At 55.0% G+C, this 18,875-nt stretch carries 19 protein-coding genes; 9 read left to right on the forward strand and 10 right to left on the reverse strand.

Features of this window, described 5'->3' with window-relative positions; genetic code table 11:
• Positions 1-199 precede the first annotated feature (199 nt).
• Entirely contained in the window at positions 200-610 is a 411-nt protein-coding gene (gene cueR, locus OGV75_RS10825) for a Cu(I)-responsive transcriptional regulator (protein WP_029139441.1), read from the forward strand.
• On the opposite strand, the gene OGV75_RS10830 is transcribed toward cueR, so the two are convergent.
• Genes OGV75_RS10830 through OGV75_RS10845 form a run of 4 tightly spaced genes read right to left on the reverse strand, consistent with a single transcriptional unit; the run spans position 607 to position 4,829 of the window.
• Positions 607-1,323 carry a DUF3142 domain-containing protein gene (locus tag OGV75_RS10830; RefSeq protein ID WP_286480646.1) on the reverse strand — a complete coding sequence of 239 codons (717 nt, stop codon included), beginning with the start codon at positions 1,321-1,323 and terminating at the stop codon, positions 607-609. The genes cueR and OGV75_RS10830 overlap by 4 nt on opposite strands.
• Positions 1,293-3,437 carry a PA5441 family protein gene (locus OGV75_RS10835; protein WP_286480647.1) on the reverse strand — a complete coding sequence of 715 codons (2,145 nt, stop codon included), beginning with the start codon at positions 3,435-3,437 and terminating at the stop codon, positions 1,293-1,295. The genes OGV75_RS10830 and OGV75_RS10835 overlap by 31 nt, the downstream gene beginning before the upstream one ends.
• Positions 3,438-3,456: 19 nt before the next feature.
• Entirely contained in the window at positions 3,457-3,915 is a 459-nt protein-coding gene (locus tag OGV75_RS10840) for an NfeD family protein (protein WP_286480649.1), read from the reverse strand.
• Positions 3,912-4,829 carry an SPFH domain-containing protein gene (locus OGV75_RS10845; RefSeq protein WP_016152106.1) on the reverse strand — a complete coding sequence of 306 codons (918 nt, stop codon included), beginning with the start codon at positions 4,827-4,829 and terminating at the stop codon, positions 3,912-3,914. The genes OGV75_RS10840 and OGV75_RS10845 overlap by 4 nt, the downstream gene beginning before the upstream one ends.
• Positions 4,830-4,963: 134 nt before the next feature.
• Here OGV75_RS10845 and fetA point away from each other — a divergent pair, with 134 nt between their 5' ends.
• Positions 4,964-5,641 carry an iron efflux ABC transporter ATP-binding subunit FetA gene (fetA, locus tag OGV75_RS10850; RefSeq protein ID WP_053389382.1) on the forward strand — a complete coding sequence of 226 codons (678 nt, stop codon included), beginning with the start codon at positions 4,964-4,966 and terminating at the stop codon, positions 5,639-5,641.
• On the forward strand, positions 5,628-6,407 hold the full coding sequence (fetB, locus tag OGV75_RS10855) for an iron efflux ABC transporter permease subunit FetB (protein WP_142417672.1): 780 nt from the start codon (positions 5,628-5,630) through the stop codon (positions 6,405-6,407). Before fetA ends, fetB begins: the two co-directional genes overlap by 14 nt.
• Positions 6,408-6,485: 78 nt before the next feature.
• On the opposite strand, the gene OGV75_RS10860 is transcribed toward fetB, so the two are convergent.
• From OGV75_RS10860 to tesA, 3 genes are read right to left on the reverse strand one after another with little or no spacing between them, the layout of a single operon-like run.
• Positions 6,486-7,340, reverse strand: a complete 855-nt coding sequence (locus OGV75_RS10860; RefSeq protein WP_016152110.1) for a co-chaperone YbbN — start codon at positions 7,338-7,340, stop codon at positions 6,486-6,488.
• A 58-nt stretch (positions 7,341-7,398) separates the two neighbouring features.
• Complete coding sequence (locus OGV75_RS10865) at positions 7,399-8,169, reverse strand: SDR family oxidoreductase (protein ID WP_019076196.1); 771 nt, start codon at positions 8,167-8,169, stop codon at positions 7,399-7,401.
• 28 nt (positions 8,170-8,197) lie between these two features.
• Positions 8,198-8,821: a multifunctional acyl-CoA thioesterase I/protease I/lysophospholipase L1 gene (gene tesA, locus OGV75_RS10870; RefSeq protein ID WP_047418383.1), complete on the reverse strand. Its 624-nt coding sequence runs from the start codon at positions 8,819-8,821 to the stop codon at positions 8,198-8,200.
• On the opposite strand from tesA, the gene ybbA reads away from it, so the two are divergent.
• From ybbA to OGV75_RS10900, 6 genes are all read left to right on the forward strand, one after another.
• Complete coding sequence (gene ybbA, locus OGV75_RS10875) at positions 8,792-9,478, forward strand: putative ABC transporter ATP-binding protein YbbA (RefSeq protein WP_016152113.1); 687 nt, start codon at positions 8,792-8,794, stop codon at positions 9,476-9,478. The genes tesA and ybbA overlap by 30 nt on opposite strands.
• Entirely contained in the window at positions 9,475-11,889 is a 2,415-nt protein-coding gene (ybbP, locus tag OGV75_RS10880) for a putative ABC transporter permease subunit YbbP (protein ID WP_088583123.1), read from the forward strand. Before ybbA ends, ybbP begins: the two co-directional genes overlap by 4 nt.
• A gap of 186 nt (positions 11,890-12,075) precedes the next feature.
• Positions 12,076-13,209 (forward strand): porin, encoded by a 1,134-nt coding sequence (locus OGV75_RS10885; RefSeq protein WP_053389383.1) that lies wholly within the window; start codon positions 12,076-12,078, stop codon positions 13,207-13,209.
• 245 nt (positions 13,210-13,454) lie between these two features.
• A complete protein-coding gene (locus tag OGV75_RS10890) occupies positions 13,455-14,285 on the forward strand; it encodes a MetQ/NlpA family ABC transporter substrate-binding protein (protein WP_016155899.1) in 831 nt (276 codons plus the stop codon).
• 62 nt (positions 14,286-14,347) lie between these two features.
• The gene (gene sfbB, locus OGV75_RS10895) at positions 14,348-15,364 is read left to right on the forward strand and encodes a virulence-associated ABC transporter ATP-binding protein SfbB (RefSeq protein WP_046276103.1); all 1,017 of its coding nucleotides are present in this window, start codon (positions 14,348-14,350) and stop codon (positions 15,362-15,364) included.
• Positions 15,357-16,016, forward strand: a complete 660-nt coding sequence (locus OGV75_RS10900; RefSeq protein WP_003831085.1) for a methionine ABC transporter permease — start codon at positions 15,357-15,359, stop codon at positions 16,014-16,016. The genes sfbB and OGV75_RS10900 overlap by 8 nt, the downstream gene beginning before the upstream one ends.
• Here the strand turns inward: OGV75_RS10900 and mnmH are convergent, their stop codons facing one another.
• From mnmH to purE, 3 genes are all read right to left on the reverse strand, one after another.
• Positions 16,017-17,102: a tRNA 2-selenouridine(34) synthase MnmH gene (gene mnmH / locus OGV75_RS10905; RefSeq protein ID WP_286480650.1), complete on the reverse strand. Its 1,086-nt coding sequence runs from the start codon at positions 17,100-17,102 to the stop codon at positions 16,017-16,019.
• 97 nt (positions 17,103-17,199) lie between these two features.
• Positions 17,200-18,267 carry a 5-(carboxyamino)imidazole ribonucleotide synthase gene (gene purK / locus OGV75_RS10910; protein ID WP_049042611.1) on the reverse strand — a complete coding sequence of 356 codons (1,068 nt, stop codon included), beginning with the start codon at positions 18,265-18,267 and terminating at the stop codon, positions 17,200-17,202.
• Positions 18,264-18,773: a 5-(carboxyamino)imidazole ribonucleotide mutase gene (purE, locus tag OGV75_RS10915; protein ID WP_016152120.1), complete on the reverse strand. Its 510-nt coding sequence runs from the start codon at positions 18,771-18,773 to the stop codon at positions 18,264-18,266. Before purE ends, purK begins: the two co-directional genes overlap by 4 nt.
• Positions 18,774-18,875 lie beyond the last annotated feature (102 nt).

Genomic DNA, 18,875 nt, shown 5'->3' on the forward strand with positions numbered 1-18,875 from the left:
ACCGATACATCTTTTGATTTGAGTCAATTTTGCGTGGTCAATAAATGCTGAAATGTGATCTGAATCGGATATAACAATGTGAATTAAAAGGATTTGTGTATCGCTGTGATGGTGGAAGATGCGCGGGGTTCTTGGGTAAAGGATTACGGCAATGTGGGCTATAATGTGGCTCAGTACCAACAAGATCAGCGGGGGAAATGTGAATATTAGCGATGTTGCGAAAAAAACCGGTTTAACCAGCAAAGCGATACGCTTTTACGAAGAAAAGGGGTTAGTGACGCCGCCGCTGCGTAGCGAAAATGGCTATCGCACATACAACCAACAGCATCTGAATGAGCTTACGCTGTTACGACAGGCACGACAGGTTGGTTTTAACCTGGAAGAGTGCGGCGAGTTGGTGAACCTGTTTAACGATCCGGCGCGTCACAGCGCAGATGTGAAAAAGCGTACGTTAGAAAAGGTGGCGGACATTGAGCGCCATATCAGCGAGCTGCAGGCTATGCGCTTGCATTTGTTGGCGCTGGCGGAGAGTTGCCCTGGCGATGACAGCGCCGAATGCCCGATTATTGATAATCTCTCCGGCTGCTGCCACCATAAAGCGAAGGCTTAACGAAGTGGCGGATTAAGCATAAACACCACCGTGCCGCGGTACCACGGTGATTTCTCAAGCTGTGCTTCAGCCTGCGGGTCCCGGCTACCGTTTTGTACCAGCCCCAGCTTAAATGGAATGCGCAGACGACTGAGGGCGGGCAGATACGCCTGATAATTCGGTACCGTGTGACGTCCCTGATAGCTCTGGACCACCAGTTCATCGACCGCCAGCGCGTTCAGCGTGGCGACGTCGCCCGTTTTTGCCCAATCCAGTAGTCCGGTTACGCCAAGTGCAAACTCGTTCGGTAGCCGTTGGCGTAACTGCTGCAGAAAGTAGGCGTAATCGGCAAGCTGATGGGTCGCCGCGTCAAAATCAACCTGCAGGCCGATGACGTGATTTCCGGCCGCCTGCCAGCGTTGCATCAAGCGTATGATGCGCGCCGGGATCTCCTCCGGTACGTCGAGTGTGGTAAAGCGCACGGTCAACCAGATAGAGGGGAAAGTCAGGCGATTAACCGGCAGTCCTAGACGCTGGAACACCACGTTACCTGAACGAACCAGGACTTCGCCCTGATGCAGATAGACTGTTTGTGCGTTTTTCAGCTCGTCACTGGCCTTCACTCCGGACCATAGCCAGAAGGCCGGATGTTCACGGGCGGCGACGATCTCCGCCGCCTGTGCCTGGCCGAGCAGTAGCGCAGTTACCAGTAGTATTTGAGTTTTTGCGCCCACGGACTTCCCGGATACTGCGTTTTCAGTTGGGTGAACCAGCCTTTACGCTGTAGTTTATCCACTTCCTCACCGCCGCACTCGTTAGAGCCTGACGGCGCATAGCACATGATGGCGCGATACAGCGCAAAGCTCTTATCTTCAACCTCTGCTTTTGGCGATGTGATCACCTGCTGGTAGTAGCTTTGCCTGTCGAACTGGCCGAACGGTTTCTTGCGCGAGATTGCTGATTCAAGCACATCGTTGCCGGAACTGTTTTTCCATAAATCAACGTGGGTTTGCGTAGTGCGGAAAAATTCGCCTAAGCAGTTCAGGGCGTGGGCATCATGCGCTTGTTTGCTCAGAACCGTTACCGTTTCATTGAGGCTGCGACAGGTATAACCGCTCTCGGCAGAGTCGCCGTTCCAGTCGAAAATACTCAGATTAACGTCATCAAACGCTTCGCCAATGACCGGCGGCGTAATGGCGCTGGCCAGTTTTCTGTCATTCAGCCAGTCGTCAAAGCGATGCTCAGTGAGATCCCGCACCAGCAGCGTATGCAGGGCGATGGTACGCTCTTCGTTATTAGGACCGTGGACGGCTTGCTGGCGCAGTAGTTCAGGCGTGGCCTGGGTTTTCAGCACCTGCGAGCGAAAGCGCAGGTTAGTTACTGCGCTTTCCGGGGCGAAAATTGCCGCCACGTCGCCGCTATAAACCAGCGTCGCGGCTAGCTTAGCCTGCACATACTGCTGCTGTTCGTTGTCCAGGCTGAGCTTCAGCAATGTCTGCCAGAAATCACGTGCCGTGGTCCATTTCTGCTGGCCCATCAGCGCTTCGCCGTACAGCACCTGTTCGCTGAAGGCCAGCGTATCGTGGGCCGGAAGTTTCTGCGCCGGGGTAACTGCCGAAATAATCGCCGCGTAGTTGCCCGTTGCCAGCCACAGATTCAGCTGCAGATCGCGCCATAGCGGCAGTTTTTGGCTCTGCTCAAACACCGGTTTGCTGGCGTCAAGCTGGGCCTGCGTCAGCGTTGGTTTGTTGTTGTTATTCAGGCGCAACGCGCGCAGCAGTTCGATATAGCTGACAAGCGGCGCATCGGGGAAAGCCTCCACCACGGACTGTTCGTAGAACGCCATGCCGTAGACATTATCGTATTCGATGACGATCTCACGCAGTTGCTGTGCGTCAGCCGATTGCTGAAGCGTCTGCTCATACAACCCCGCCAATTGCGGCCACGCCTGTAAATACCAGTTGATACGACGTAGCATACCGTGCGAGGAAGCGGCGTACAGGCCTTGCGGGTAGTGTTGCAGATAGGCTTGCGCCAGCGTCTGAGCCTGAGAAGCGTCCTCCCGGTTAATTTTTGTGATATCAAAATCGCCGTACTCGCCCACGCTGTTCTGGCTGCTTTTGTTCAACGCCGCACGTATCAGCATGTATTGCGCGGTCTCAGCCAGCCACGGACGATCGCTTTTGGCTAGCTGAGCGAAATCCTGTTCGGCGCTGGCATAATCACCGGCATAAAAACTGGCGGCCGCTGCCAGATAGCTTTTGTAGGACTGAGCTGGAGAATCTGCCGGGAGAGTGGCAAGCGATGACTCAATCTGCTCGCGGGTTGCCCCGGATAACAGTCCTGTGCGCGCCTGGGCCAGGGCCTGACGCTGATTTGCCGTTAACGCTGAGTCGGCCAGCAGTGCGGCAAAAAATGCGCTGACGCTCGCGGTATTATTCGAAACATGACGGTTCTCAAGCTCAGCGTCGTTGACGTTTATTTCGTCTGCGCTAATGTTCAGTTCGGCTATCTGTCGGGACAGGGGGCTGTCTTCGGCAGATACCTGCGCTGCGGCTGGCTGCGGGGCAATGTCATCCCACTGCGGATGATACGCAAAATAGAAATCGCGGGAGCGGGTGATGTCCGCCGGCATCGACTGCACCGGCAGAGCAAATGATTTCTCCTGGCTCAGCAGCCGCAGCAGGTTATCGCGGCTGTCGTTTTCCGGGTTGAAGGTGGGCGTGCCTTTCAGCAGGCAGCTGTCGTCGCTCCATTTGCAGTCTTCCATATCGAAAGAGGCGAATACCTGCGGGGCGGCGACCAATAATGAGCAAAGGGCAAAGGCAAGGGGTGTCTTCCTGACCATAGTCTTATTTCCTGTCTTTTTAGTGTGATACCGCTGTAATAATCAGGATAATTCCCTCAACGGCAATGACTTCAACCTGCGTTCCGGCGCTCAAATCGTCGCGGGCGCTGACGGGCCATGAGCTGTCGCCGACGCGCATATGTCCGCGGCCATTGACCAGGGCAGTTTCCAGAATAAATCGACGGCCAACCAACTGTTGCCCGCGCTGGTTAAGATGGCTGTCGGCGGGTTTCTGATCTTGTACACGCCTTGCCAGCCACTTCCACCACAGCCAGGCCGCCAGCAGGGTGAGTACGGCGAACATCGCCCCCTGCCACGCCCAGTCAAGCGGGATAAGCCACACCACCAGGCCGGTAATCACCGCCGCCACGCCGCTCCACAGCAGATAGCCGTTACCGCCCAGCATCTCGGCGGCGAGTAGCAGACCGCCGAGGCTGAGCCAGAAGATGTGCGGGTGCACCAGAATCATCGCTATCATGATTTTTTCCGTTCGCTGGCGCTGTCTTTCACCAGTTCGGCGATCCCGGCAATGGACCCCATCAGGCTGCTGGCATCCAGCGGCATCATCACCACTTTGCTGTTATTCGACGAACCGATGTGCTGCAGCGCTTCGGTGTATTTCTGCGCCACGAAGTAGTTCACGGCCTGAATATCCCCGGCGGCAATGGCCTCCGAAACCATCTGCGTCGCGCGGGCCTCGGCTTCTGCGGAACGTTCACGCGCTTCAGCCTGTAAAAATGCCGACTGGCGTTCACCTTCCGCTTTGAGGATTTTCGACTGTTTCTCACCTTCGGCCTTGACGATTTCTGCCTGACGGATCCCTTCCGCTTCAAGAATATAGGCACGCTTGGTACGTTCGGCTTTCATCTGCGCGTTCATGGCGTCGATAAGTTCCGCCGGTGGACGTACATCGCGGATTTCAATACGGGTGATTTTAATGCCCCAGGGATTCGTGGCCTCATCAACGATATGCAGCAGGCGCGTGTTGATGTTGTCACGCTGGGAGAGCATTTCATCGAGTTCCATCGAGCCGAGAACGGTACGAATGTTGGTCATGGTCAGGTTGATGATCGCCAGTTCCAGGTTGCTGACCTCATAAGCCGCTTTTGGCGCGTCGATCACCTGAATAAAGCAGACGGCGTCGATCGCGACGTTGGCGTTGTCTTTGGAGATGACTTCCTGAGAGGGGATATCAAGCACCTGTTCCATCATGTTGATCTTACGACCGATGCGGTCCATGAACGGTACAACAAGGTTTAAACCCGGTTGCAGGGTTTTGGTGTAACGGCCAAAACGCTCGACCGTCCACTGATATCCCTGCGGGACGATTTTGACGCCAGCACCGACGATGACCAGCGCGACAAAAATGAGAATAGGAATAAAAATGAGCATTGATGAAACCTCCTGTTGTGTTGTCCTTTACTGCCTCATTAGTCAAATTATACCCGATTTATCAGGGCGGGCTCCCCTATAATAAATTACAGGGATAGACTGTCTGCACGAAAGAGGTAAAAAAGGGATTGGTAATGGAAGAAAGCAGCATTCTGCTTCAGTTAAAAAATGTCGCATGGCAGGCAGGGGCGACGCAGGTTCTCAATAACATCTGTTTTGATCTCCGGGCCGGAGAATTTAAGCTGATTACCGGCCAGTCTGGTTGCGGTAAAAGTACGTTACTCAAGATAGTGGCGTCATTAATTAGCCCGACTGCCGGTGAAATTCTCTTTGAGGGCAAGGAGATAAACACTCTTAAGCCTGAAACATATCGCCAGCAGGTCTCTTATTGTGCGCAAACGCCCGCGTTGTTTGGTGACACCGTTTACGACAACCTCATTTTCCCCTGGCAAATCCGCGATAAACGTCCGGATCCGGATGTGTTTCTTGCCGATCTGGCCCGTTTTGAGCTACCCGAAACGATCCTCAAAAAAAACATCAATGAGCTGTCTGGCGGCGAAAAGCAACGCGTCTCGTTAATTCGTAATTTACAGTTTCTGCCAAAAATCCTGCTGCTTGATGAAATTACCAGCGCGCTGGATGAAGCCAATAAACGGAATGTGAACGAATTAATTCACCACTATGTTCGCGATAAGAATATTGCTGTGCTGTGGGTGACGCACGACAAAGATGAAATTAATCATGCGGATAATGTCATAACCCTTCAACCGCACGCCGGGGAAATGCAGGAAGTAAGCAATGAACGAGCATAATATTACCAATGAATCACTGGCGTTAGCGATGATGCTGGTGGTGGTCGCGATACTGATCAGCAACAAAGAAAAACTGGCGCTGGAAAAAGATATTCTCTGGAGCGTTTGCCGGGCGGTGGTTCAGCTTATTATCGTTGGTTATGTGCTGAAATATATTTTCGGCGTTAACCACAGCATTCTGACCTTATTGATGGTGCTGTTTATCTGTTTCAACGCGGCCTATAACGCGCAAAAGCGCAGTAAATATATTGATAAAGCTTTTCTCTCGTCATTTATCGCCATCACGGTGGGGGCGGGGTTAACGCTGGCGGTGCTGGTTCTTTCAGGCTCTATCGAGTTTACCCCAATGCAGGTGATCCCAATTTCCGGCATGATTGCAGGCAATGCGATGGTTGCGGTAGGGCTGTGTTACAACAATCTGGGGCAGCGGTTTAACAGCGAACAGCAGCAAATTCAGGAAAAACTCAGCCTCGGTGCGACGCCGAAAGTGGCCTCCGCGCCGCTGATTCGCGACAGTATTCGCGCTTCGCTGATCCCGACGATCGATTCAGCGAAGACCGTGGGACTGGTGAGTTTACCGGGGATGATGTCCGGGTTGATCTTTGCAGGTATTGATCCGGTAAAAGCGATTAAGTATCAGATTATGGTGACGTTTATGCTGCTTTCGACCGCCAGTCTGTCAACCATTATCGCCTGCTACCTGACCTATCGGAAGTTCTATAATTCACGTCACCAACTGGTGGTGACGCATTTGAAAAAAAACTAATGGAGTGCCGGATGGCGCGGGCCTACGGGGAGATTGTAGGCCCGATTAGCGCAAGCGCCATCAGGCAAATGCAGCGGATTAGTACAACAGCGCGTACAGCTGGCGGCGGTATTTCGAGGCCAGCGCATCGCCGGTGCCCAGTGCGGCAAGGATCTCCTGGAAGGTTTTACGCGCCTGACCGTCGGCTGCAGTGAGATCTTTCTTCAGGTGACTGAACAGCAATTCCAGCGATTCCTCGTTACGTCCAACCTGGTGTAACTGAATGGCCAGTTGAGTTGCCAGCGCCGCATCCTGTGGATTGCTGGCGACCTGCTGCTGCAACTGTTGGATTTCAGGCGTATCAGCCGCCTGCTTCAGCAGTTCGATCTGTGCCACCAGGCCCTGATAACGGGTGTCCTGATCCTGCAACGGGATAGTTTTCAGTACCGCTTCGGCTTCGTCAGAACGGTTCAGGGCGATTTGCGTTTCCGCCAGCAGCAGGCCAATTTCGCTGCTCTGATTGGAGATCTGCCAGGCTTCTTTCAGCAGCGGCAGCGCATCAGCGTGATTGCCGGCTTCGATGAACTCGATCGCCTGGCGCGCTTTCAGCTCTTCCTCGCTCGGCAACACTTTCTCCAGCAGCGCGCGAATAACTTCTTCCGGCTGCGGGCCCTGGAATCCATCTACCGGCTGACCGTTCTGGAACAGATAAACCGTGGGGATCGCGCGCAGACCAAACTGGGAGGCGATCATCTGCTCGGCGTCGCAGTCTAACTTGGCGAGAATAAACTGACCGTTGTACTGAGCAACAAGGCTCTCCAGTACCGGCGTTAATTGCAGACAATGCTGGCTGCGCTCAGACCAAAAATAGAACAGGACCGGCGTGGTCATCGACTGTTCAAGGGTCTGCTGGAGGTTCGATTCGTTAATGTTAACAATATTCTGTGTGGACATGGAGTTACTCTCTTTTGTCGATTTCTTGTTACATGGGGGCTGACGCGCGTGCTTCAACTCAACCGTGTAAAATTTTGTCCATTATGCGGCCTGGCAACAGGCGCTTCAGTAGCATAACTGCCCAGGTCACCAGCGTAACCGGATAACGCAGCTTGGGTTTGTCGCTCTCAAACGCATGACGCACTTTGGCGACAACCGCTTGTGGCCCCAGCGTAAAACGCGCGGCAATTCCGGGGTTTTCCACGGGAGCATCGCTCTGGGTCTGGTTGACGTTTTCGGTAAAGCGGGTGCGAATAGGGCCAGGCTCAATCAGGCTGACCTTAATCCCGCTGTGGCGCAGCTCCATACGCAGCGCGTCGGACCAGGCTTCCAGCGCATATTTGCTGGCGGCATAGGCCCCGCGCCCCGGCGTTGAGATCAATCCCATTACCGACGAGGTCATCACAATTCGTCCTTCGCCGTGGGGTAGCATGGCGGGTAACAGGCGCATGGTAAGCTGATGTGCGCCGAAGAAGTTGGCGGAAAACTGCTGTTCCATCTGCTCGCGGCTGATGGTGGGCAGTGGGCCATAGACGCCGTATCCGGCGTTGTTAAAGATCCCATACAAACGATTATCGGTCAGGGCGATCACCTCATCAGCCGCGCGATCTACGCTCTCGGGTGAATCCAGATCCAGCAATATGCCGGTGAATCCCATGCTGTTCATACGCGCCACATCGTCAGGTTTGCGACAGCCTGCCAGAATTTGAAAACCCTGGCGCTTTAGCTCAAGCGCGCTTTCCAGACCGATTCCGCTGGAACATCCTGTTATTAAGACCGATTTTTGCATAACTTTACCTGTCAGGATCTCCGTTGTTTTACGAGTCGTGATTTACTAGAGGAGTGAGATGTTGCGCCATCCAGTCGGCAATAAACGGCTGGGCGTCACGGTTAGGATGAATACCATCATCCTGCATCCACTGGGGTTTCAGATAAACCTCTTCCATAAAAAAGGGCAGCAGAGGTATATCAAACTCTTTGGCGAGTTTTGGATAAATCGCGCTAAAGCTTTCATTATAACGGCGACCGTAGTTTGCCGGCAGACGAATTTGCATCAGCAGCGGTTCGGCATTTGCTGCTTTCACATCCTGCAGAATCGTGCGCAGGGTTTGTTCGGTTTGCGCAGGCGAAAAACCGCGCAGACCGTCGTTGCCGCCAAGTTCGACCAGCACCCAGCGCGGCTGGTGCTGCTTCAGTAGTGCAGGCAGACGGGCCAGCCCCTGCTGCGAGGTGTCGCCGCTAATACTGGCATTCACCACCGGCGTTTTGGTTTGCCATTTATCATTAAGTAGCGCAGGCCACGCGGCGCTGGCGGACATACGGTATCCGGCGCTCAGGCTGTCACCCAGAATTAATAACGTGTCCGCTGCGGCGGCGCGGAAAGTTAACAGGACCAGGAACAGGAAAGGCCAATGCCAGCGGAAAACATTGTTGAAGTTCATCATCTTAAGAAATCCGTCGGTCAGGGTGATCATGAGCTATCCATCCTTACCGGAGTTGAACTGGTTGTCAAACGCGCCGAGACCATTGCGCTGATTGGCGAGTCGGGTTCAGGAAAATCCACACTGCTGGCGATCCTCGCCGGGCTGGACGATGGCACCAGCGGTGAAGTCAGCCTGGTGGGGCAGGCGCTGCACACCATGGATGAAGAAGCCCGGGCACAGTTGCGGGCGCGACACGTGGGTTTTGTCTTCCAGTCATTCATGTTAATTCCGACCCTTAACGCGCTGGAAAACGTCGAGTTGCCCGCGTTGTTGCGCGGCGAAAACAGCGGAAAAAGTCGCGACGGGGCAAAAACGTTGCTGGAGCAACTGGGGCTGGGAAAACGTCTTGATCATCTTCCGGCCCAGCTTTCCGGCGGGGAGCAGCAGCGCGTGGCGCTGGCGCGGGCGTTTAACGGTCGTCCTGACGTGCTGTTTGCCGATGAACCGACGGGCAATCTGGACCGCCAGACCGGAGACAAAATCGCCGACCTGCTGTTTTCTCTGAACCGGGAACATGGCACCACCCTGATTCTGGTGACCCATGATTCTCAACTGGCGGCGCGTTGCGATCGGCGTTTACGCCTGGTGAACGGACAGTTGCAGGAGGAGGCATGATTGCACGCTGGTTCTGGCGCGAATGGCGCTCGCCTTCATTACTGATTGTCTGGCTGGCGCTGAGCCTGGCCGTGGCCTGCGTGCTGGCGCTGGGCAATATCAGCGATCGTATGGAAAAGGGGCTGAGCCAGCAAAGCCGTGAGTTTATGGCGGGAGATCGGTCGCTACAAAGTTCGCGTACCGTGCCGAAAGCGTGGATTGACGAGGCGCGACAGCGTGGCCTGAAAGTGGGCGAACAGCTGACCTTTGCCACTATGACCTTTGCCCGGGATACACCGCAGTTGGCGAACGTCAAAGCGGTGGATGATGTGTATCCGATGTATGGCACGTTGCAAACCAATCCGCCGGGACTGAAACCTCAGCCTGGCTCGGTGCTGCTGGCTCCGCGTCTGATGGCGTTGCTGAACTTAAAAATCGGTGATTCCATCGATGTTGGCGATGCCACGCTGCGCATCGCCGGAGAAGTGGTGCAGGAGCCGGACGCCGGTTTTAATCCGTTCCAGATAGCGCCGCGCCTGATGATGAACATGGCGGATGTCGAAAAAACGGCGGCGGTCCAGCCGGGGAGCCGGGTGACCTGGCGCTATAAATTTGGCGGGACACCGCAGCAACTGGAAGCCTATGAAAAATGGCTGCTCCCGCAGTTAAAGCCTGAACAGCGCTGGTATGGGCTGGAGCAGGATGAAGGGGCGCTGGGGAAATCACTGGAGCGTTCGCAACAGTTCCTGCTGCTGTCGGCGCTGCTAACCCTGCTGCTGGCGGTCGCTGCGGTTGCCGTGGCGATGAGCCATTACTGCCGCAGTCGTTACGATCTGGTGGCTATTCTGAAAACCCTTGGCGCGGGCAGAGCACAGTTGCGCAGGCTGATTGTTGGTCAATGGCTGATGGTGCTGGCGCTGTCTGGCGTGACCGGAGGGTTATTCGGGCTGTTGTTTGAACGCGTGCTGGTGGTATTACTTAAGCCGGTACTGCCCGGCGAACTGCCGCCTGCCAGTCCCTGGCCGTGGCTATGGGCATTAGGCACCATGACGGTCATTTCTCTGCTGGTGGGGTTACGCCCTTACCGTTTGCTGCTGGCGACTCAGCCACTGCGGGTACTGCGCCGTGACGTGGTGGCAAACGTCTGGCCGCTGAAGTTTTATTTGCCGGTGGTATTGATAGTCGTGATTGCCCTGCTCGCCGGACTGATGGGCGGAAGTCCGCTGCTGTGGGCCGTGCTGGCCGGAGCGGTAGTGCTGGCGCTTTTGTGCGGGGTGCTCGGCTGGATGCTGCTCAACGTGCTGCGTGGCCTGACGCTCACCTCGCTGCCGCTGCGTTTAGCGGTCAGTCGGTTGTTGCGCCAGCCGTGGTCAACGCTCAGTCAGCTGTCGGCATTTTCGCTTTCCTTTATGTTGCTGGCGCTGCTGCTGGTACTGCGTGGCGACCTGCTCGACCGCTGGCAGCAGCAAATGCCGCCGGAAAGCCCGAACTATTTTCTCATCAACATTGCCACCGAACAGGTGGTTCCACTCAAGGCTTTCCTGGCTGAGCATCAGGTGATCCCGGAATCGTTCTATCCGATTGTGCGGGCGCGTCTGACGGCGATCAATGAGAAGCCGACCGAAGGCAATCACGATGAGGCGCTGAACCGTGAGCTTAATCTGACCTGGCAGGATACCCGACCGGATCATAACCCGATCGTTGCCGGAAGCTGGCCGCCAAAAGCGGGCGAAGTCTCGATGGAAGAGGGGCTGGCGAAACGGCTGAACGTCAAACTTGGCGATCGGGTGACCTTTATGGGCGATACCCAGGATTTCAGCGCCACGGTCAGCAGTCTGCGCAAAGTGGACTGGGAAAGCCTGCGCCCCAACTTCTTCTTTATCTTTCCCTCCGGCGCGCTGGACGCTCAGCCGCAAAGCTGGTTAACCAGCTTTCGCTGGGAGAACGGCAACGGCATGCTGACGCAGCTTAACCGCGAATTCCCGACTATCAGCCTGCTGGATATTGGCGCAATCCTCAAACAGGTGAGCCAGGTGCTGGAGCAGGTGAGCCGGGCACTGGAGGTGATGGTGGTGCTGGTTACCGCTTGCGGTATGTTGCTGCTATTGGCGCAGGTCCAGGTCGGAATGCGTCAGCGTCATCAGGAACTGGTGGTCTGGCGCACGCTGGGCGCGGGTAAGAAGCTATTGCGTACCACGTTATGGTGCGAGTTCGCCATGCTCGGGATGGTCGCCGGACTGGTGGCTGCCATCGGTGCGGAAACCGCACTGGCGGTGCTGCAAACCCGAGTGTTTGATTTTCCGTGGGAGCCAGACTGGCGACTGTGGGTCGTGTTGCCGCTTTGTGGGGCATTGTTGCTCTCGTTATGCGGCGGATGGCTCGGTTCACGTTTGCTAAAAGGCAAAGCGCTGTTCCGTCAATTCAGTAGTTAATTCATATTCGTGATGATTACGCACCGGTTTTTTAAATCGGTGCGTTTTTTATCTATGTAGCACAAATTGATAACTCATTGATATTTAACAGCACAGAACAATAAAAACCCGACAACACGAGTGTATTAATAAACGTTAATATTTGTATGCTGAATAATTGGCAGGCTATCTATCAAGGTACAAATAATGACTATAAAAAAAACGGCGCTGGCGGTATCGATCGGCGCAGCAGTGGCAATAACGACGTTCGCCTCCCAGGCGGAAATCACGGTCCTGAAACAAGATCCACAGGCGGGCAACCCGCTGAGCCGTCTTAACTTCACCGTTGGCGGGAGTATTCGTCCGCAGTTCCAGAATATGGCCGGTGATGATGGTAAGAATGGCTACAAACGTAATGGTTTCGACGGCGGGACGCGTTTCCGCTTCGCCGCTGATTACTATCTGTTTGATGACATCAGTTGGGTGAGTTATTACGAGCTGGGCGTAAACTTCCCGGCAATGTTCAACTGGGATAATCACTATGCTAACGGCGCCAACGATACCACGCGTCGTATGTTGTACACCGGTCTGAAGAGCGCGACCTGGGGTACGCTGACCTTCGGTCAACAGAACAGCATTTACTATGATGTGGTTGGTGCGAAAACGGATATCTGGGACTACGACATGATCGGTCAGGCACCAGGTAACGGTATCAATGGCGACTATGACGGTTCCTATCGTACGCGTAAATCACTGAAGTATAAGAAAACGGTTGGCGATGTTGATCTCTACGCGTCTTATCTGTTCAGTGATGATTACAACCCGAACAACGGTCTGCGCTACAAGCGTAAAGGCGGTGGCTCGCTGGGTGTGGATTATCACATCACCGATGACCTGACCTGGGGTACGGCGTGGAACTACACCCGCGCGGAAATGCGTGGCGACACCAGCAAAACCTACGATCAAAACATCGTCGGTACCGCGCTGAGCTGGAAACCGGACAACTGGACCTTCTCGATGGGCGGCGGTTGGTATCAAAACTTCATGACCACCAAAAAAGTCTCTGTTAACGATTACTTTGCCGGTGATGCCTGGGGTCTGGAATACTTCGCGGGTTACACCTTCCCGGTTGGTCAGTATGCGCTGAAATCCGTTCAACCCTACGTTATGGGCGACCGTATTGAATACGTGAATGGTCGTAACTACCTGCGTACCGACAATGGTGTGGGTATCAGCTTCCAGCTGGACTACGGTTTCCGTGTGGATTACGAACACGTCTTCACCTCCAGCACCGACAATCTGGGTGATATGAACCTGGTTCGTCTGCGTTACGACTTCTAAGTCAATTTCCCTTCCAAAACCGGGTAACCAGAAGGTTATCCGGTTTTTTACTATCCTTAGCTGAAAAACACATTAGTACCTTCAGCGTACATTCAACGACATATCCCGCAACATCATGAAATAATTTCAAGGACAGCAGGTTGTGATCTGTGTCATGTTAACAATCAGCCTGTTAACAGGCCAACAAGAACAACGCCGCAAGAACGGCGTGAGACATGACACCACAACGTTAAAATGGAGAAATTATGGGATTGCGTCAGAGTTTACGCGTCGCGACCGGAGCGCTGTTACTGGCCTGTGGATTACAACTTGCTCATGCGAACAGTGACCCGCATACCATCGTGTTTGGCGTCGCACCTGGGCCGTACGGCGATATGGTGAAACAGGCCATTGCCCCTACGCTGAAAGAGAAAGGCTATAAGGTAGTGGTGCGCGAATTCAGCGACTACGTGCAGCCGAACATGGCGCTTTCCAACGGCAGTATTGATGCCAACTTGTTTCAGCACTCGCTCTACTTTGACAAATTCACCGCTGATAAAGGACTGAAGCTGAGCAAGCTGATTGTGGTCCCGACGGCCGGGATGGGTTTTTACTCACATAAAATCAAAAGCCTGGATGAGTTAAAAAAAGGGGATGTGATCACGCTTTCCAATGATCCAACCAATCTGGCTCGCGGTCTGCGTTTCCTGCAGTCTATTGACCTTATTACCATCAAAGACACTATCGATCCGACTAAAGCCTCTGAGCGCGATATCGCTAGCAACCCGAAAGGGCTGGTGTTTAAACCGCTGGAAGCGGCACAACTGCCGCGTACCCTGGACGGTGTGACCGGCGCGCTGGTCAACGGTAACTTTGCCGTGGCGGCGAAACTGGATCTCGCCAGCGCCATCAAGCAAGAGCATCTTGATGAAAATCTGAAAAATATCATAGCGGTACGCAGTGAAGATGCGGATAAACCGTTCGCGAAAGATATTGTGGCGGCGGTGAAATCTCCGGCGTATCGCGCGGTGATCGACGATCCGCAAAATATCTACAGCGCCTTCCAGAAACCGGAATGGATGTCGGCAGCCCAATAATCGCTGCGCACAAGGTTAACAGGGGCAGCGGCGACTGCCCTTTTCGCATTTCTGAGGTGGCTATGATTGAGATAGAAAAGGTTTGCGTGGATTTTAGCGCAGGCCGTGGACCATCAACCCGGGCGGTTGATGACGTCAGCTTGCGCATAGGCGCAGGCGAGATATTTGGCATTGTCGGGACCAGCGGCGCGGGGAAAAGTACGCTGCTGCGCACCCTGAACGCCTTAACGCGACCAAGCCTGGGAAGCGTAAAGGTTAACGGCGTAGAAATTTCCGCGCTGGAAGGGGCGCAACTACGTAAAGCCCGTCAGCGTATTGGGATGATTTTTCAGCATTTTAATCTGATGCATACCCGTACCGTGGCGCAAAACGTCGCTTTCAGCCTGAAGGCTGCCGGATGGGAGCGCAGTAAAATTGGCCCACGCGTCAGCGAAATCCTGACGCTGGTGGGGCTGTCTGACAAGGCGAACCGCTTTCCTGTGCAGCTCAGCGGCGGGCAAAAGCAGCGCGTTGGTATTGCCCGTGCGATTGCCAATCACCCGGATGTGCTGCTGTGTGATGAACCGACCTCTGCGCTGGATCTGGAAACGTCGGCCACTATTCTGGCATTGCTTAAGCAGATCAACCAACAACTGGGGATCACGATCGTGCTGATCACTCACGAGATGAACGTGATCAAATCGATTTGCGATCGTGTGGCGGTGATGTCCGGCGGCAAGGTGGTGGAGTCCGGTGAGGTGTTTGACGTTTTTGCTCACCCGCAGCACGCTTTCACGCAGCAACTGGTGTCGCATACCCTCAATCTGACGCTACCCGAACGCTTGCGCCAGCATTTACCTGGTCAGTTGCTGAAAATTCTGTTCATCGGCGATTCGGCGGAACAGCCGGTGTTGTCTGAAGTCGCGGTTAAATTTGGTGTGGCGGTGAACATTCTGCACGGCAAAATTGAATATATCGGCGAGCGTGCGCTGGGAATTCTGGTGGTGCAACTGACCGCGCCGCATAACCCTTCTGCGGTGGATGTCGCCGTGGAGCATATTCGTCAACGCACGGCACAGGTGGAGGTGATTCGTGGATGATTTATTGCCTGATTTGACGCTGGCGTTTAATGAAACCTTTCAGATGCTGAGCATCTCTACGGTGCTGGCGATTATTGGCGGTCTGCCGCTCGGTTTTCTTATTTTCGTCACCGACCGGCATTTATTCTGGCAAAACCGTTTTGTGTATCTGCTCAGCTCCGTGCTGGTGAATATCATCCGTTCGGTGCCGTTTGTGATCCTGCTGGTGCTGCTGCTGCCGCTCACACAGTTTTTACTCGGAAATACCATTGGGCCGATTGCGGCGTCGGTCCCGCTCTCGGTGGCGGCAATCGCTTTTTATGCCCGTCTGGTCGACAGCGCACTGCGCGAAGTCGATAAAGGCATTATTGAAGCGGCGGAAGCCTTTGGCGCCAGCCCGATGCGCATCATCTGCACCGTTCTGTTACCTGAAGCGAGCGCGGGTCTGCTGCGTGGGTTGACGATAACGCTGGTGAGTCTGATCGGTTACTCCGCGATGGCCGGAATCGTTGGCGGCGGTGGGGTAGGCGACCTGGCGATTCGCTTTGGTTATTACCGCTATGAAACCCAGGTCATGATCGTCACCGTGGTGGCGCTGATTATTCTGGTGCAGGTCGTTCAGGTGCTGGGCGACTGGCTGGCGAAACGCGCGGATAAGCGCGACAGACACTGATCACTGTGCGTTAAGCCAGTCGGCAACGTCCTGCCATGTGCCGCGAAAGACGATTTTCGCGGCTTTCTTTTCCAGTTGATAACGATACATCGGGTCGTAATACTCGTTGAGCAACGGCACCAGCCAGCCCATATGGGCGTCGGTACTGCCCGTCGCTTGCTGTTCGCGCAGAGCCACGTCGAGCAGGGCGGTCAGCTCGGCAAAACGTTGTAAACCCAGACGGCGGCGAATGGCAAACAGGCCGTGGTGCAGATACTCGCTATACTCCTGCCAGCCCTGACTCTCGCCATAAGCATGGGTAAAATCGTGGTGCATCCGCACGAAATACTCTTCACGCAGTCGCTCCAGACGACGCTCAAAAGGATCGTCCACCACTGCAATAGATGCCTGGGTCATGCGTTCACGCAGGCACTCAGGAAGATGATTAGCCCCGATCATGCGGCCTTCATCTTCCAGTACCCACAGACGCAGATCCTGACGGCTGTCGGTTCTGAGCATTTCGACCGCCAGCAGGTTTTCAAAACTCGCCTGACTCAGCTGCGGTTCAACGGTGCGACCAAACGAGGAACCGCGATGGTGCGCCAGACCTTCGAGATCCACGCCGTTCGACTGCTGTTGCACCAGCTGCGTTTTACCGTTCCCGGTACAGCCGCCAATTAAGACGATCGGCTTTTGCACTAATTCTTCAGTCAGCTGAATCGCCGCCTGACGCAGGGCTTTGTAGCCGCCGTGTATCAGCGGGTAGTCAATCCCGGACTCGTGCAGCCACTGCTGCACAATGTGCGAACGCTGACCGCCGCGCGCGCAGCATAAATAACCCGCAGGATTTTGACGACAGGCATCCAGCCAGGCCTTCATACGTTGTTGGCGAGTCTCGCCGCAGACCAGTTGATGGCCGAGCGTGAGGGCTGCCTCGGGTCCCTGACGTTTATAACAGGTACCCACGGCGGCACGTTCGTCATCGTTCATCAGGGGAAGGTTGATTGCGCCCGGCATTGCGCCTTGCAGAAATTCGACGGGGGCGCGTACATCGATTATAGGCGTACCAGCGAGCAAAATTGCGCGATAGTCCGTTCCATCGTTCATGTGTGATCCTGAAAATACAAAAACAGCAATGGAGGGGATTTTACGCGCCAGAGGAGGGGCCGGGGAAGGATAAAATCAAATCCCCGGCATTAATGGCTTATTTCAGCGTTGACTGCGCCCAGATAATACCGCTGGCATATTCCGGCGGCAGCAGGGGGATAAGCGCTTCCAGCGTCGCACTAAGACGCGCGGTATCGCTGTCGCTCAGGTTCAGGTGTCCCACTTTACGCCCTTCACGCACCTCTTTGTCATACCAGTGCAGATGCACCAACGGCAGCTTCAGCCAGTCATAGTTCAGGTCGCTACCAATCAGATTTACCATCACCGAAGGAGTGTTCACTATCGGCGTGGGTAACGGCAGGTTGGTAATGGCGCGCAGGTGCAGCTCAAACTGGCTGATGCTGGCACCGTTTTGCGTCCAGTGCCCGCTGTTGTGCACGCGTGGAGCCAGTTCGTTAATCAGCAGACCTTCCGGGGTGATGAAACATTCCATCGCCATCACGCCGACATAGCCCAGCTCCTGCATGATGGCAGAGAGCATCGCTTCGGCCTGTTTCTGCTGTTTGGCGTTAGCCTGCGGGAAGACCACGCTGGTGCGCAGAATGCCGTCCTGGTGCAGGTTATGGGTCAGCGGATAGAAGACGGTGCTACCGTCGTGCGCACGAGCGCCAACCAGTGAGACTTCACCAGAGAAGTTGATTCCCTGCTCAACGATGCACTCGCCGTAGCAGTCGTCCGGCAGTTGTTCGGTTTCATTTGCGCGCAAACGCCACTGCCCACGACCGTCGTAACCGCCGACGCGACGTTTCACGATCGCCAGCTCACCGAGTTTGTCGAATACTGCAGGCCATTCGCTTTTATCCGCCAGCAACTGCCACGGCGCAGTTGCCAGGCCGAGCTTGTCAAAAAGCTGCTTTTGCGTCAGACGGTCGGCAATAATTGGGAAAACGTCGCGGTTGACAAATGCCGGATGGCGCGCGAGCTCGCGGGTGAGCGCCGTTTCCGGCCAGCGCTCAATCTCAGCGGTGATCACGCTTTGCTGAAAAGGGACCGCTGCTGGTTCGGCATCCAGCCCGACGGGCCAGACCGCAATGCCCAGCGGCTCACCGGCCTGGCGCAGCATGCGCCCTAGCTGACCGTTACCGAGTACGCAGACCTGCTTCATGCCGCACCTCGCGGGTCCGGATTCTCCAGCACCTCGTCGGTTTGTGCTTTGCGCCAGTCGTTCAGACGCTGGTGTAATGCTTTGTCGTGTGTTGCCAGAATTTGTGCTGCCAGCAGGGCCGCATTTGCCGCGCCCGCTTTGCCGATAGCCAGCGTTCCGACCGGAATACCGCGCGGCATCTGTACGATGGAGTAAAGGCTATCTACGCCGCTCAGCGCCGCGCTTTGCACCGGGACGCCTAAAACAGGCACCAGCGTTTTCGCCGCAATCATGCCCGGCAGATGCGCAGCGCCACCCGCACCGGCAATGATCACCTGATAGCCGTTCTCTTCTGCGCTTTCAGCGAAGCTAAACAGTTTGTCAGGGGTGCGGTGGGCGGAGACGACTTCAACATGATGCGGCACGTTCAGAATTTCGAAGATTTCGGCGGCGAACTGCATGGTAGCCCAGTCGCTTTTGGACCCCATCACGATGGCGACACGCGCCGGGTTATTGCGGGAAGACATGCGTCTGAAAACTCCTGTGATGCACTACACTCGACTTTTGAGTCCACAGAGAATAGCATAATTCGCCGCCAAGGAAAACGATTGCGCGCTTTACACTTCACC

This window comes from Citrobacter sp. Cb028 (genome assembly GCF_030336705.1).
Lineage (GTDB): Bacteria > Pseudomonadota > Gammaproteobacteria > Enterobacterales > Enterobacteriaceae > Citrobacter > Citrobacter braakii.